We start from the raw sequence: 14851 nt of genomic DNA on the forward strand, positions 1-14851 counted from the left end.
TAAAATCTCCAAAAAACACCGCTTGACATTTTATATGACGTCCATCATCAATAATCAACAATGATGATGACCATCATCTAAATATTTGCATTAGCCTTCCGGCAGCCCCCGAACGGAACAACCCCATGGTCTCCACTGCACTTGCCTCCACGCTGGCGCGGCGCAACATCCATTACGGATGGGTCGTCGTCGCCGCCACCTTTCTCACCATGCTGGTCACGGCCGGCGCCATGGGCGCGCCGGGCGTGCTGATCAAGCCGCTGCAGGACGAGTTCGGCTGGGAGACATCGCAGATCTCCTCGGCGCTCGCCGTTCGCCTGCTGCTCTTCGGGCTGATGGGCCCCTTCTCAGCCGCCTTCATGAACTATTTCGGCGTCCGCAAAGTCATCGTCTTCGCCATGGTCCTGATTTCCAGCGGCTTCGTCGGCTCGCTGTTCATGACCGAGATCTGGCAGCTGCTGTTGCTCTGGGGCATCGTCGTCGGCCTCGGCACCGGGCTGACCGCCATGGTGCTGGCCGCCACCGTATCGGCCCGCTGGTTCACCAAGCACCGCGGCCTCGTCGTCGGCATGCTGTCGGCGAGCTCCGCCACCGGCCAGCTGGTCTTCCTGCCCTTGATGGCGCAGCTCACCGAGAGTTACGGCTGGCGCGCGACGGTCTTCTTCGTCTGCGGCATGATCCTCCTTGCCGCCCTCGTCGTGCTCGCCTTCATGCGCGACCGACCCTCCGACCTCAACCTCCCCTCCTTCGGCGAGGAGCACGTCACCCCGCCGCCGGCACGCACGGGCGGCCTCCTCACCATGCTGGCCGCACCGATCGTGGTGCTCAGGGAAATCTCGAAAACCTCGACCTTCTGGATCCTGTTCGCCACCTTCTTCATCTGCGGCCTGAGCACCAACGGCCTGATCCAGACCCATTTCGTCACGCTCTGCGGCGATTTCGGCATCCTGCCGGTGGCCGCCGCCAGCGTGCTCGCCGTCATGGGCATCTTCGATTTCTTCGGCACCATCGGCTCCGGCTGGCTGTCCGACCGCTTCGACAATCGCTGGCTGCTCTTCTGGTATTACGGCCTGCGCGGCCTCTCGCTGCTCTACCTTCCATTCAGCGATTTCTCCTTCTACGGCCTGTCGATCTTCGCCGTCTTCTACGGCCTCGACTGGATCGCCACCGTGCCGCCGACGGTCAAGCTCGCCGCCGAGCGCTTCGGCAAGGAGAAGGTCGGCATCGTCTTCGGCTGGGTGTTCACAGGCCACCAGCTGGGCGCCGCCACCGCCGCTTATGGCGCCGGCCTGTCGCGCACCGAGCTGCAGAGCTATCTGCCCGCCTTCTTCATCGCCGGCGCCTTCTGCCTGCTCGCCTCGATCCTGGCGATCACGCTGAAGAAATCCGGCCTCGCCGCCCCGGCCACCTCCGCCGCCCACTGACGGCCCCTTTCCGGCCGAAGCCTTCGGCCGGAAGCCCCGCGAAATCAGCCCGATAACTTCGCCCGCCGTCTTGCGCGCGCGGGCGAACGCATGCTAGAGACCCGCCTCGTCGGTATCCGTTGCCCCATTGGCGGAATTGGTAGACGCGCTCGACTCAAAATCGAGTTTCGAAAGAAGTGCTGGTTCGACTCCGGCATGGGGCACCACCGGACTTCTGGTTACCGCCGGAAGGAAAACAAATTCGCCCGTCTGGCTCCAACTGCTGCAAAATTCTCGCCGGAAGTTCAGATGAGCTGCGCAAACTGAATGGTAATATTTTGTAAATTTCAGACGCCGCGAGCTATCAGCCAGTAAAAGACAATCAGTGGCTTGCCACCTAACAATCCGGTAATTGCTGAGGCATTTGCGCAACAAGAACAAAAATAGAACATAAAGTCATTTTCAATGAGCGTTTGGCATTGACCGATGCAAGCCCTCATGTGACTTTGGATTAAAGTCATACTGCTCCAAGAGGGAAAACGTGGACAATCTCGGGCAACACCATAAAGCACGGGGAGCGTTTTTTACTCCGCTTGAGATTAGCACTTTCATTAGCGATTGGGCTATCCGATCTCCTGATGATCGTGTGCTTGAGCCATCTTGTGGTGACGCTGCCTTTTTGCTTCCGAGTGCATCTAGACTCACAGCGCTCGGGACCTCCGCGAAAGATCTGCCCAGTATTCTTCACGGGGTCGACATTCATGGACCATCGGTTGTCGAGGCCAGAAACCGCCTTGCTCAGGCGGGCTTTGCCGCTTCGATTGCGGAGGCGGATTTCTTCGAACGCGAACCTAGCCAGCTATACAACGCAGTCATCGGCAATCCCCCATATATCCGTTACCAAGACTTCTCTGGAGCAGCACGGGCAAAAAGCCTTAGAGTGGCGTTGGCCCATGGCGTCCGCCTGACATCGCTCGCTAGTTCTTGGGCGGCATTCACGGTTCATGCGTCTGAATTTCTTACCGACGATGGACGCTTGGGTTTGGTCTTGCCAGCTGAGCTTATGTCCGTGAATTATGCCGCCGAGGTACGGCGGTTCCTGATGAGCCGTTTCGCTAAAGTGCGTCTAATCCTTTTTGAACAACTCCTTTTTCCGGGCGTTCTGGAGGAAGTTGTGTTGCTACTGGCAGAAGGGCGCGGGACCACAGAAAGCTTCGAAATATATCAAGCGCGGGATGCGGGCAGCTTGGCTAGTCTTGACACGTCCTCATGGCGCGGCTTCGTGCCAACGGCGGATGAGAAGTGGACGCCTGCGCTCATCCCCAATGATGCCCTTGTAGCCTACCGTGAACTTACGCGAAGCGATAGTTTCGGGCGAATGATTGATTGGGGTGACACGTACCTAGGTTCTGTCACGGGCAACAACAAATATTTCACGATGACAGCGGCACAGGTTACCGAATTAGGCCTGAGCAAGTCGGAACTATTGAAAATCTCACCACCTGGTGCCCGCCATCTTCGAGGGTTGACATTCAGCGAAAGGGCTTGGGCACAACTCGCAAAGGAGGGCGCGCGTTGCTTCCTGTTTCTGCCGCCGTCCGACGGCATGTCCAGTGCGGCAAAAGCCTATATTGAGCGCGGAGAACAGGATGGCGTGCTGGACGCATACAAGTGCAAAGTTCGGACACCATGGTGGCGCGTACCATTAGTCGCACAGCCTGACTTACTCTTCACCTACATGAACCATGACCGACCGCGACTTACTACAAATGAGGCCGGAGTATATGTCTTAAACTCTCTTTACGGCGTAAAGCTAAAGCCGGAAGTTAGAGAGCTGGGAAGAGCGGTTTTGCCAATCGCCTGTTTGAACACCGTCACGCTGCTGGGATCGGAGGTTGTCGGACGCTCTTACGGTGGCGGCTTGCTTAAGCACGAGCCGAAAGAAGCCGATTTGATGCCGGTCCCCACGGCAGACATTCTCAAAGCCGCCTTGCCTGAATTGATGATGATCGCCCCTCAATTGGCTGTCGCGCTTAGGCAGAACAAACTGCTAAAGGCTGTTGAGATGGTCGACTCTATCATACTAGAGCGGCACTTGAAGTTAGGCACTGTGCAGTTGACTCAATTGAGGCAGGCCCGCGAAGCGCTTTTTCAGCGTCGCGTATCACGAGGCAAGAAGTTATAGTGGCAAGAATTGACGACCTTCTCGACGCAGCGCTACGGACGCTGCCGGTAAAGCCAGACGATAATGCAAACCAGAGTGACAAGAAGCGCTACAGTGAGCGCGTCTCAGAGGTGGTCGCGCAAGCTCTGGCTGCCGAATTAAGGTATCGCGGGTTAAGAGAAGCTCGTCCAGCCCCTCCCGGAACGCTAGATGGCTCTGGCGCCGAACGTCGAATGGCGGGTGGATTAGGCGCCAAAAAAGTTGATGTTACGTGGGCAACTGAAGAGGCAGGATTGCTTCTTGCCATCTCTGTGAAGAGCATCAACTTCCGCGACAAGAGAACGGGGAACTTTCAGAAAAACTTGGTGAACCGGCGCGGTGACATGCTTATGGAAGCGGTTACACTTCATCGACGGTTTCCCTATGGCGTTCTAGCAGGCTTTTTCTTCCTCGATAAGGGCGCTGAAAACGATGACACGCCGCGTCGCAAATCGACGTTCATGAACGCAAACGCACGTCTGCGGCTTTTCACCGGCCGGAACGATCCCGCCGGGCGCGATGAACAGTTTGAGAAATTTTACATTATACTGCTGGAAGCCACGCCACCAGCTACCGAACTGAGAGCATTTGAAGTCGGTGCGCCCGATGTTACTGTTCCGATGGAAAAGATCATAACCGATTTATTGTCAGTTGTTGCTGAAAGGAATCCAGATTTTTATGAACTGGATGGCGAGAATTTGCGGTCGGCCACATAGAGCGAACAAGCATTTGGCTGAACGTTGCTTCGCAACGATTTACGATCCGCTGCGGAAAATTGCGGAACTAAGTTTCATCGACATCTCTATTGCGCGGCCTCGCGTTATCCATGGCAAAGCCGTTGCTTACTCGATCGTACTCTAAAGTTGCATTGAGACCAGACGAAAGCCGCCAGAAACCCTATCTGCGAAGACTCACTTTAAATCAGCGGTTTAATTTCCCCCGCACTTCGGTCAAAGTGCCCGCTCTCGAAAAGGAGACCACACCAGCGTGCCGCACGAAGTCCCGCTCATCGCCACCATTGCCGTCAGCTTCGGGTTCGCGGCGATCCTCGGCTATCTCGCCGATCGCCTGCAGCTGCCGCCGCTGGTGGGCTATCTGCTGGCCGGGATCCTGATGGGGCCGATCACGCCGGGCTTCGTGGCCGATACCGGACTTGCCAGCCAGCTGGCCGAGATCGGGGTGATCCTCCTGATGTTCGGCGTCGGGCTGCATTTCTCGGCGCGTGACCTGCTCGCCGTGCGCGGCGTTGCCATCCCCGGCGCCATCGCGCAGATTGTTCTGGCGACCGTGCTCGGCGTCGCCATGGCGGAATGGTGGGGCTGGAGCATGGGCGCCGGCATCGTCTTCGGGCTCAGCCTGTCCGTCGCCAGCACCGTCGTGCTCCTGAAGGCGCTGGAGGAGCGAAATCTGGTCAACGCCGCCAGCGGCCGCGTGGCCGTCGGCTGGCTGATCGTCGAGGATCTGGCCATGGTGCTGGCGCTGGTGCTGCTGCCGGCGCTGGCCGAACTGCTTGGCGGCAGTGCCCCTGGCGCCGATGGCGGCATGCCCTTGCTGCTGACGATCGCGCTCACCCTTCTGAAGGTCGGCGCCTTCGCCGCCATGGCGATCTTCCTGGGCCCCAAGGTCGTGCCGTGGCTCCTGATCCGCGTCGCCCGCACCGGCTCGCGCGAGCTCTTCACCCTGACCGTTCTGGCGCTGGCGCTTGGCATCGCCTTCGGTTCGGCGCAGATTTTCGGCGTGTCCTTCGCGCTCGGCGCCTTCTTCGCCGGCGTGGTCATGAGCGAATCCAGCCTCAGCCATCGCGCCGCCGCCGATTCCCTGCCGTTGCAGAACGCGTTTTCGGTTCTGTTCTTCGTGTCGGTCGGCATGCTGTTCGATCCGTCGATCATCGTGCGCCAGCCGCTCGGCGTGCTCTCGGCCCTGCTCCTGATCATCGTCGGCAAGGCGATCATCTCCTTTGTCGTCGTCACATTGCTGCGCTATCCCATCGGCATGGGCCTGACGGTGGCGGGGGGCCTCGCGCAGATCGGCGAATTCTCCTTCATCCTCGCCGGCCTCGGGGTGACGCTCGGCCTGCTGCCGACCGATGGCCAGGACATCATCCTGGCGAGCGCCATCATCTCGATCACCCTCAACCCGCTGGTTTGCGCCGGCGCCGAAGCGCTGCATCAATATGTCCAGCGCCGCTGGCCGCAGAGCGTCCGCCATGGCCACGCCAATTTCGATCTCCTCAACGACGAACTCGACAAGATCCGCGCCATCACCGAAGCGCGCGAACACCAGCACCAGCTGGAAATGCGTGAGCTCAGCGAGACCTTCCCGCTGTTTGCCAATGTCGACGAGAACTCGCAGGAAGAGCTGCTCCTGCTGTTCCGCCCGAAGTCGGCGCTTCCGGGCGAGCGTGTCATGCGCAAGGGCGATCGCGGCGGCGGCATGTACTTCCTCTCGGCGGGTGCCGTCGAAGTACAGCTTCCCGACGATGCGATCCGGCTGGAGCCCGGCGCCTTCTTCGGCGAGATGGCGCTGTTGAGCGGCGGCCGCCGCAACGCCGACGTGGTTGCGGTCGATTTCTGCCATTTCTTCGTATTGGAACGGCGTGATTTCAACATGTTCACATCAAAGCACCCGGCGCTGCGCCAGATGGTCAGCGAGATGGCGCGTGAACGCACCGAGATGAACGTCATGCGCCAGAAGCGCGTCCCCTCGTCCGGCGTCGTCTCCTGATCCGGCAGATGATCATCACAGTTTTTTGCCGCACTGCCGCATGACTGACACAGCAGGCATTTACAGGCGCATGTCAGCCCCATAAAGCTGACGCAGGCAACCTGAAAGGACCAGAATGCTTCGCAGATTGTATGACTGGACCATGTCGCTCGCGGCGCGCAAATCGGCCGAAATCTGGCTTGCCATCATCGCCTTCGTCGAAAGCTCCGTCTTTCTGGTGCCCGCCGATGTGCTCTACGTGCCGATGGCGCTGGCCAAGCCCGAGCGCGCCTATCGCTACGCGGTGGTTGCCACCACTGCCTCGGTGCTCGGCGGCATAGCCGGCTGGGCGCTCGGCTATTACGCCTATGACACCATCGCCCGCCCGATCCTCGAATTCTACGGCAAGATCGACGCCTTCGAGCAGCTCAGGGTCTTCATTCAGGGTCAGTGGGAAATCGTGCTGCTGATGCTGGTCACCTCGGGGCTTGCGCATCTGCCGCCGATCAAGGTGGTGACGATCCTTGCCGGCGTGGTTCAGATGAACCTCGGCTTCTTCATCATCTCGGCCATCGTCGCCCGTGGCGCGCGCTTCCTCTTCCTCGCCTGGCTGCTGCGCCGCTATGGCGAATCGATCCGCCACTTCATCGAAAAGCGCCTCGGCCAGATCACCGCGATCGTCGCCGGCCTGCTGATCGTGCTCGGCGTCGGCTACAAGCTGCTTGCCTAGTGACCATCCACCAAGTCAAAGCCCCCATGCGTTACCTGCCCGGAGCCCCCGCATGACTGCCTCTTTCTCTGTTCGCCGTCCCACCTTCCTCTATTCCGTCCTGCTTGCGATCGGCATGGCTGTCGTCATCGGCTCCGCGCTCGGCTTCCAGTATATCGGCGGTTATATCCCCTGCGAGCTCTGCCTGCTGCAGCGCCAGCCCTATTATTACGGCATCCCGCTCGTCCTCATCGGCGCGCTGACCGCGGCCCTCGGCCTGCCCAACTGGATCGGCCGCACGCTGCTGCTGGCCGGCGGCCTGCTGATGGTTGTGGGCGCCGGCATGGGCGTTTATCACGCCGGCGTCGAATGGGGTTTCTGGGCTGGTCCCACCGCCTGCTCGACAAGCGCCGGCAGCATGACGAAGAACGCCAGCGACCTCCTGACCGAACTCAACACCATCAAGGGACCGTCCTGCACCGAGGCGGCGCTGCGCGTGCTTGGCCTGTCGATGGCTGGATGGAACGTCGTCGCGAGCCTCATCCTGGCTGCCTTCGCCTTCATCGGCGTGCGCAAGTCCGCCTGACCGGTCCGCCGCGAAGCGGTCCTGACCGGAGGGGATCTCGACAAAGGTCAGGGCTGCAGTTCGCTATCCCAGTAGAGATAGTCGAGCCAGCTGTCGTGCAGATAGTTCGGCGGGAAGAGCCGACCATTGTTGTGCAGGTCCTGCACGGTCGGCTGGTAGGGCTTCTGATGCGGGAACATGCCTGCCTGCTTCGGGAGCTTGCTGCCCTTCCTGAGATTGCAGGGTGAGCAGGCCGCCACGACATTCTGCCACGTCGTCTCGCCGCCATGGGCGCGCGGAATGACGTGATCGAAGGTCAGATCCTCGTGCTGGCCGCAATACTGGCACTCGAACTTGTCGCGAAGGAACACGTTGAAGCGCGTGAAGGCCGGGTTGCGAGAGGGCTGCACGTAGGTTTTCAGGCATACGACGCTCGGAAGCCGCATCGAATAGCTCGGCGAGGAAACCGAATGTTCGTATTCCGCGATGATATTCACACGGTCAAGAAAGACCGCCTTGATCGCGTCCTGCCAGGACCAGAGCGACAAGGGATAATAGCTCAGCGGCCGATAGTCAGCGTTCAGAACGAGCGCTGGCAGGGCCTGAGGTGAAACAGCAATCGTCAAGGCACTCTCCTGATCGATTCGGCATCTGCACTCTTATATTAGGCCGGTTGTGACGGCATTGTGAAGTCCAATAAATTCAAGCCACACAATGGCATTTGTATGTGTTGCCGTTCAGCCGACCGGAACCAGGCCACGTCCCAGTTTCGCTGCATAATACGCCCAGAAAAGCCGCGCGGCCACCGATCTCCACGGCGCCCAGTCCGCTGCCATCAGGGCCAGCGCGCGCGTCGTCGGCCGCTGGTCGAGACCGAAGGCGGCCGCCACCGCGTTCTGCAGCGCCACGTCGCCGGATGGAAAGACGTCGGCATGCCCGCCGCAAAACATCAGATACACCTCCGCCGTCCATGGCCCGACGCCCTTCAGCGCCGTCAGCGCCGCCAGGGCCTCCCGTGGGGGCAGGCCGGAAAGCGCCTGCAGATCGAGCCCGCCGGAGGCAACCGCCTTCGCGATCCGTGTCAGCGTCTCCGCCTTGGCGCGCGACAGGCCGACATCGCGCCATGCCTCGGGGTGCAGGCCGATATAGGCCTCGGCCGTCAGCGCGGCATCGCCGGGCCGGAGCCTGCGCCAGATCGCCTCGGCGCTCGCCCGCGACACCATCTGCGACACGATGATATGCGCCAGCCCCTCGAAGCCGGGCTCCCGCAACCTGAGAGGAAGCGGACCGGCATCGGCTGCGATCGAAACAAGGCGCGGATCGATGACGACCAGCTCGGCCAATCCCTGGGCCACATCCCCGTCGGTGCGAATGATATGCACGCTTCCTCGCGATATTCAAAAATACGTGGCAGAAGAAAGCATGATCGCGATTCCCCGTCAAAAGCCCGTCTTCCGTTTTGCCCCGAGCCCCAATGGCCCGCTGCATCTCGGCCACGCCTTGTCGGCCTTTCTCAACCGCGACATGGCCGACGCCGCCGACGGGCGCTTGCTGCTGCGCATCGAAGACATAGATCTCACCCGCTGCACACCCGAATTCGAGGAGGGCATCTACGCCGACCTCGAATGGCTCGGTATCGGCTGGGAAGATCAGGTGCGCCGGCAGTCGGAGCATTTCGACGCCTATCACGCGGCACTGGCCGGCCTGATCGACCGCGGCCTTGCCTACCCCGCCTTCCTCACCCGCGGCGAGGTCAAGGCCAGGGTCGCGGCGTCGGAGGCGGCAGGCATCGCATGGCCGCGCGATCCCGACGGCTCTCCGCTCTACCCCGCCGATGACCGCGACCGCCCCTCGGGCGAGCGGCAGGCGATGCTCTCCTCCGGCCAGAAGCACGCCTGGCGGTTGGATATGGCAAAAGCGCTCGACCTGATCGGCGGGCAGCTCTCATGGCGGGAAACAGGAGACGGCGAACGGGGCGCCATCACCGCCGACCCCTCGTCATGGGGGGATGTCGTGCTGTCGCGCTCGGACGCGCCGTCGAGCTATCACCTTTCCGTGACGATCGACGACGCGCTGCAGGGCGTCACCCATGTCGTGCGCGGTCTCGATCTCTTTCACGCGACATCGGTGCATCGCGTCCTGCAGACGCTGCTGGCGCTTCCGGCGCCGATCTATCACCACCACCGCCTCGTGACCGACGCGACCGGCCGCAAGCTGTCGAAAAGCAGCGGCGATACGGGGCTTTCGGATCTAAGATCCCGAGGCGTCGCGGCGCACGATATTCGCCACCTCGTCGGGCTTTGACGGTTTCTGGCCCTGGCCCTGGCCGCTCAGGAAATTGTGCGAGAAGATCGCCCGCACCCGGAATTTCAGGAGTGCCGCGTTGAGCTCGGCGCCGATGATGAAGATCACGCCGATCATGTAGAGAAAGATCAGCACGATCATGACCGATGCCAGACCGGCATAGGTGGCGGCGTAGTTGGCGAAGGTCGCCAGATAATAGGCGAAGATCAGCGCGCCGATGAACCAGAGGATCAGCGTCAAAAGCACGCCCGGCACGACATCGAGCACCCGCCGCCGTCCCGCCGGAAGCCACAGATGCACGACCAGCAGCCCGACCGTCAGCACGAACAGCGTGCCGTAGATACGCCAGTTGAAGACGATGTCGAGCGTGTCGGCGAACAGCGGAAACCATTGCCGGGCATAGTCGAGCGCCAGCGGCACCGCCACAAGCAAGATGCTGATCGCCGCGAAGATCGTCACCGCGATCATCACGAAGCCGAGACTGGCGAGGCGGGTGAAATACCATGGCCGCGTTTCCTGCACGCGGTAGGCGCGGTTGAGCGAGATGCGCAGCGCCTCGACCCCGTTGGAGGCGAAGTAGGCGGCGGCCAGCACCGAGATCGTCAGGAGCCCGCCGCGCGGCACGGTCAGCACCAGGAGCACCTGGTCGGCGAGCGGCTTGGCGATCTCCTCCGGCCAGGTGTCGAAGACGAGATGAACGGCCGTCATGGAAAACTGGTCGGCGCCGAGGAAATTGGCGAGCGCGGTACCGAAGATCAGGAAGGGAAAGACGGCGAGAAGCGTCGAAAGCGCGACATGGCTAGCCATGGCGAAGCCGTCATCTTCGAGGAAATGCCAGATCGCATCGTAAAGCACATCATACAAGATGCGAAAAAGTTTCGGCATTCCGGCTCCCGGCATTCCTCATTGTGTCGCCCGATCGAATATGGGAAACGAGTCCTAGTTTGTACAGGAATCATTCCATGTCGGATCAACGCACTATCATCATTACCGGATGTTCGTCCGGCATCGGTGCTTATTGTGCCCGTGCGTTGAAAAAAGACGGCTGGCGCGTCTTCGCCACCGTCAGGAAGCTCGACGATCTGGCGCCGCTTCAGGCCGACGGCATCGAAGCCTTCCGCATGGATTACACCAGCACCGATTCGATCGCCGATTTCGTCCGCGAGGTCACCGAGCTGAGCGGCGGCCGCATCGATGCGCTCTTCAACAACGGCGCCTATGGCCAGCCGGGCGCCGTCGAGGACCTGACGACCGACGTGCTGCGCGAGCAGTTCGAGACCAACTTCTTCGGCTGGCACGAGCTGACACGTCGGATCATTCCGCTGATGCGCAAGCGCGGGCGCGGGCGCATCGTCCAGTGCTCGTCCATTCTGGGTGTCGTGCCCTACCGCTATCGCGGCGCCTACACCGCCTCGAAATTCGCGCTCGAAGGCTTGAGCATCACGCTCCGCATGGAGCTCGAAGGCAGCGGCATCCATGTCAGCCTGATCGAGCCCGGCCCGATCGCCTCGCGCTTCGTCGCCAATTCGCTTTTGAAGATCAACGAACATATCGACGTCAGGGGCTCGGCGCATGCCGTGGATTACCGCCGCCAGCTGGCAAGGCTCGATGGCTCCGGCCCCGCCAATCGCCACAAGCTTGGCCCCGATGCCGTCTACGATGTCCTGAAGCACGCATTGAACGCCCCGCGTCCGCGACCACATTACCCAGTGACGCGGCCGGCCAAGCAGGGCATGCTTTTGAAAAAGCTCTTGCCCGCGGACCTCTTCTACCGGCTGCTGCGCAGGTTCGATTGAGGAGGAGGAAACCCAATGTCATCTGTCGTCTATGTTCTCGCCATCATCGTGATGGGCCTTGTCGCCATCGTTCTCATCCGTGGCCTGTTCAACATGATGAAGGGCGGCGACGCCAACCTGTCCAACAAGCTGATGCAGCTGCGCGTGCTCCTGCAGGCGGTCGCCGTGCTCCTGATCATGCTGACGCTGTGGCTGACCGGCGGCGGCCGCCCCAGCTAATAGACGCGGAGGAGAGACAGCCATGGTCAAGCTCAACAAGATCTACACCAAGACCGGCGACGACGGCACGACCGGACTGGTCGCCGGCCCGCGCCGACTGAAGGACGACCTGCGCGTCGAGGCCTTCGGCACCATCGACGAGGCCAATTCGGCGATCGGCATCGCCCGGCTGCACATGCAGGGCATGCCGGAACTCGATGCCATGTTGATGTCGATCCAGAACGACCTCTTCGATCTCGGCGCCGATCTCGCCACGCCCGACACCGGCACGCCGCCTGAGTATGAACCGCTGCGCATCGTCGAAAGCCAGGTGACGCGCATCGAAAACGATATCGACCAATTGAACGGCGATCTGCAGCCGCTCAGATCCTTCGTGCTGCCGGGCGGCCACCCCGCCGCGGCCCACCTGCATCTGGCCCGCACCATCACCCGCCGTGCCGAAAGATTGATGGTGACGCTGTGGCGCAGCGAGGGCGAGATCGTCAGCGCCGTGGCGTTGAAATACGTCAACCGCCTCTCCGATTTCCTCTTCGTCGCCGCGCGTCATGCCAATGATCGCGGCCACGCGGATGTGCTTTGGGTTCCCGGAAAAAACCGCTAGGCTCCTGAATTGACCGATATCAGGCAACTGGACCGCCGGCCCATATGTTCATACCGCTGCACGATGCCAACACACTGAAGCATATCAAGCTGCAATGGGTGACGATGGGGCTGATCGCGATCAACGTCGTCGTCTGGCTGTTTACCGGCGTCATCGCCACGGAATCGGTAGCACAGGCGGCCTTCGTCGGCCTCGGCTATATCCCGGCCGTCGCCTTCCACTACGCCTACCTTGAACCGGCGCTATCAATCACGCCCGAGCCGCTGACCTATGTCAGCTACTCCTTCGTCCATTCCGGCTTCTGGCACCTCGCCTCCAACATGCTGTTCCTCTGGGTCTTCGGCGACAATGTCGAGGATGCGATGGGCCATGTCCGCTTCCTCGTCTTCTATCTCCTTTGCGCCATGGCGGGCGCGCTGGTGCATGGGCTGATCGGCATGACCTCGCAGGCCCCGCTGATCGGCGCGTCCGGCGCCATATCGGGTGTGGTCGCCGCCTATCTGGTGCTGCATCCGCGCGTGAAGGTCTGGGTGCTGGTCTTCATGCGCGTGCCGTTGCCGCTTCCCGCCTTCGTGCCGCTCATTCTCTGGACCGGCCAGCAATTCGTCATGCTGGCGCTCGAGCCCGATGGCAACGTCTCCTGGGGCGCCCACGTCGGCGGCATTGTCGCCGGCGCTCTTCTGGTGCTCGTCATGCGCCGCCGCGGAGTACCGCTCTTCGACAGGGAAGTGGTGATGCCGAGAGCCGTGCGCGACCGTCCGACGCCCAATCCGGCCATGATCACCCTTCCCGGCCAGCCACCCCGGCCGCGCCTGCCGTGGGACAAATGACATCGAAGAATTTGACGTGAACGTAAGCGTAATATAAGCGTCATGGAATTTGTCTGTCTGCGCCATGCAAGCGTTGTCTTTGGAGGAAAAACGCGTATCCATGTCGCCATTCGACAATCGGAGCGGCGCGGAAACGCGCATTTTCTTGGTGAAAGAGTTGAAGGAAGGACCCCATGAAGATTCTCGTCCCCGTCAAGCGGGTGGTTGACTACAACGTGAAGATCCGGGTGAAGCCGGATGGCACGGGCGTCGAACTGGCCAACATCAAGATGTCGATGAACCCCTTCGACGAGATTTCGGTGGAAGAGGCGCTTCGCCTGAAGGAAGCCGGCAAGGCCGAGGAAGTGATCGTGGTCTCGATCGGTCCGGCCAAGGCTGAGGAGACGCTGCGCACGGCGCTCGCCATGGGTGCCGACCGCGCCATCCTGGTCGAGACCGACGATGCCGTCGAGCCGCTCGCCGTCGCCAAGATCCTGAAGGGCGTCGCCGATGCCGAACAGCCCGGCCTCGTGATCGTCGGCAAGCAGGCGATCGATGACGACTCGAACCAGACCGGCCAGATGCTGGCGGCGCTCTTGGGCACCGCGCAGGCCACCTTCGCCTCGAAGATCGAGATCGGCGATGGCAAGGCGACCGTGACCCGCGAAGTCGACGGCGGCCTGCAGACCATCGACGTCAAGTTGCCCGCGGTCGTCACCACCGACCTGCGCCTCAACGAGCCGCGCTACGCTTCGCTGCCCAACATCATGAAGGCGAAGAAGAAGCCGCTCGACAAGAAGGCGCCCGCCGATTTCGGCGTTTCCACCGCACTGAGGCTCAAGGTGCTGAAGACCGAGGAGCCCTCCGGCCGCAAGGCGGGCGTCAAGGTCGCGTCGGTCGCCGAGCTCGTCGAAAAGCTCAAATCCGCTGGCGTCCTCTAAGGTTCGAGAAAGGAGATATCATCATGGCCATTCTTCTTCTGGCTGATCACGACAACGCAAGCCTTTCCGACCAGACCGCCAAGACGCTCGCGGCAGCCGCAAAAATTGGCGGCGACGTGCATGTGCTGGTCGCCGGCAAGGGCGCCAAGCCCGCGGCCGATGCCGCCGCCAAGCTGTCGGGCGTCTCGAAGGTACTGCTCGCCGAAAGCGACGAGCTTGCCAACAATCTGGCCGAGCCGCTGGCCGACCTGATCGTTTCGATGGCGGCAAGCTACGACACCATCATCTCGGCCGCCACCTCGGTCGGCAAGAACGTTCTGCCGCGCGTGGCAGCCCTGCTCGACGTCGCCCAGGTCTCCGAGATCATCGAAGTCGTCTCGGCCGACACCTTCAAGCGTCCGATCTATGCCGGCAACGCTATCCAGACGGTACAGTCGACCGACGCCAAGAAGGTCATTACCGTGCGCACGGCGTCCTTCGCCGCTGCCCCTGACGGCGGCTCGGCTTCGGTCGAGGCGATCCCCGCCGTGTCCGATCCGGGTCTGTCGACCTTCGTCAAGGATGCGCTGTCGACCTCCGACCGTCCGGAGCTGACATC

Annotated in this window: 15 protein-coding genes, 1 tRNA gene and 1 pseudogene; 14 read left to right on the forward strand and 3 right to left on the reverse strand. The window is 61.5% G+C overall.

All coding sequences use genetic code 11. The annotated features are described in order from the left end of the window. Nucleotides 1–125 precede the first annotated feature (125 nt). The 7 genes from GGQ67_RS19280 to GGQ67_RS19310 all read left to right on the forward strand — a co-directional run bounded on the left by GGQ67_RS19280 (nucleotide 126) and on the right by GGQ67_RS19310 (nucleotide 7604). Complete coding sequence (locus GGQ67_RS19280; protein ID WP_183901758.1) at nucleotides 126–1424, forward strand: MFS transporter; 1299 nt, start codon at nucleotides 126–128, stop codon at nucleotides 1422–1424. Nucleotides 1425–1545: 121 nt separating this feature from the next. Then, nucleotides 1546–1630 (forward strand) — tRNA-Leu (locus GGQ67_RS19285). A gap of 314 nt (nucleotides 1631–1944) precedes the next feature. Further along, the gene (locus GGQ67_RS19290; RefSeq protein ID WP_183901759.1) at nucleotides 1945–3588 is read left to right on the forward strand and encodes an N-6 DNA methylase; all 1644 of its coding nucleotides are present in this window, start codon (nucleotides 1945–1947) and stop codon (nucleotides 3586–3588) included. Then, the gene (locus GGQ67_RS25145) at nucleotides 3588–4322 is read left to right on the forward strand and encodes a hypothetical protein (RefSeq protein WP_210279711.1); all 735 of its coding nucleotides are present in this window, start codon (nucleotides 3588–3590) and stop codon (nucleotides 4320–4322) included. Before GGQ67_RS19290 ends, GGQ67_RS25145 begins: the two co-directional genes overlap by 1 nt. A 271-nt stretch (nucleotides 4323–4593) precedes the next feature. Next, on the forward strand, nucleotides 4594–6330 hold the full coding sequence (locus GGQ67_RS19300) for a cation:proton antiporter domain-containing protein (protein WP_183901760.1): 1737 nt from the start codon (nucleotides 4594–4596) through the stop codon (nucleotides 6328–6330). A 115-nt stretch (nucleotides 6331–6445) separates the two neighbouring features. Then, entirely contained in the window at nucleotides 6446–7039 is a 594-nt protein-coding gene (locus GGQ67_RS19305; protein ID WP_183901761.1) for a YqaA family protein, read from the forward strand. Between the two features lie 52 nt (nucleotides 7040–7091). Continuing rightward, complete coding sequence (locus tag GGQ67_RS19310; RefSeq protein ID WP_183901762.1) at nucleotides 7092–7604, forward strand: disulfide bond formation protein B; 513 nt, start codon at nucleotides 7092–7094, stop codon at nucleotides 7602–7604. A 47-nt stretch (nucleotides 7605–7651) separates the two neighbouring features. Here the strand turns inward: GGQ67_RS19310 and GGQ67_RS19315 are convergent, their stop codons facing one another. Together GGQ67_RS19315 and GGQ67_RS19320 are read right to left on the reverse strand one after the other, a co-directional pair. Next, the gene (locus tag GGQ67_RS19315) at nucleotides 7652–8209 is read right to left on the reverse strand and encodes an HNH endonuclease (protein ID WP_183901763.1); all 558 of its coding nucleotides are present in this window, start codon (nucleotides 8207–8209) and stop codon (nucleotides 7652–7654) included. Between the two features lie 111 nt (nucleotides 8210–8320). Continuing rightward, nucleotides 8321–8965: a DNA glycosylase family protein gene (locus GGQ67_RS19320; RefSeq protein WP_183901764.1), complete on the reverse strand. Its 645-nt coding sequence runs from the start codon at nucleotides 8963–8965 to the stop codon at nucleotides 8321–8323. Between the two features lie 40 nt (nucleotides 8966–9005). On the opposite strand from GGQ67_RS19320, the gene gluQRS reads away from it, so the two are divergent. Beyond that, nucleotides 9006–9887 carry a tRNA glutamyl-Q(34) synthetase GluQRS gene (gluQRS, locus tag GGQ67_RS19325; protein ID WP_183901765.1) on the forward strand — a complete coding sequence of 294 codons (882 nt, stop codon included), beginning with the start codon at nucleotides 9006–9008 and terminating at the stop codon, nucleotides 9885–9887. Here the strand turns inward: gluQRS and GGQ67_RS19330 are convergent. Then, the gene (locus GGQ67_RS19330; protein ID WP_183901766.1) at nucleotides 9834–10772 is read right to left on the reverse strand and encodes a YihY/virulence factor BrkB family protein; all 939 of its coding nucleotides are present in this window, start codon (nucleotides 10770–10772) and stop codon (nucleotides 9834–9836) included. The two genes, gluQRS and GGQ67_RS19330, sit on opposite strands and share 54 nt — an antisense overlap. Before the next feature lie 77 nt (nucleotides 10773–10849). Here GGQ67_RS19330 and GGQ67_RS19335 point away from each other — a divergent pair, with 77 nt between their 5' ends. The 6 genes and pseudogenes from GGQ67_RS19335 to GGQ67_RS19360 form a co-directional block, all read left to right on the forward strand. Further along, on the forward strand, nucleotides 10850–11683 hold the full coding sequence (locus tag GGQ67_RS19335) for an SDR family oxidoreductase (RefSeq protein WP_183901767.1): 834 nt from the start codon (nucleotides 10850–10852) through the stop codon (nucleotides 11681–11683). A 15-nt stretch (nucleotides 11684–11698) separates the two neighbouring features. After that, on the forward strand, nucleotides 11699–11902 hold the full coding sequence (locus GGQ67_RS19340; protein ID WP_183901768.1) for a twin transmembrane helix small protein: 204 nt from the start codon (nucleotides 11699–11701) through the stop codon (nucleotides 11900–11902). Nucleotides 11903–11924: 22 nt separating this feature from the next. Further along, a complete protein-coding gene (locus GGQ67_RS19345) occupies nucleotides 11925–12503 on the forward strand; it encodes a cob(I)yrinic acid a,c-diamide adenosyltransferase (protein ID WP_183901769.1) in 579 nt (192 codons plus the stop codon). 44 nt (nucleotides 12504–12547) lie between these two features. Further along, entirely contained in the window at nucleotides 12548–13333 is a 786-nt protein-coding gene (locus tag GGQ67_RS19350) for a rhomboid family intramembrane serine protease (RefSeq protein ID WP_183901770.1), read from the forward strand. 173 nt (nucleotides 13334–13506) lie between these two features. Further along, nucleotides 13507–14253 carry an electron transfer flavoprotein subunit beta/FixA family protein gene (locus GGQ67_RS19355; protein WP_183901771.1) on the forward strand — a complete coding sequence of 249 codons (747 nt, stop codon included), beginning with the start codon at nucleotides 13507–13509 and terminating at the stop codon, nucleotides 14251–14253. Nucleotides 14254–14276: 23 nt separating this feature from the next. Continuing rightward, nucleotides 14277–14851 (forward strand): annotated as a pseudogene (locus tag GGQ67_RS19360) (electron transfer flavoprotein subunit alpha/FixB family protein); the annotation flags it as partial.

This window comes from Rhizobium metallidurans (assembly GCF_014196505.1).
Classification (GTDB): Bacteria; Pseudomonadota; Alphaproteobacteria; order Rhizobiales; family Rhizobiaceae; genus Rhizobium; species Rhizobium metallidurans.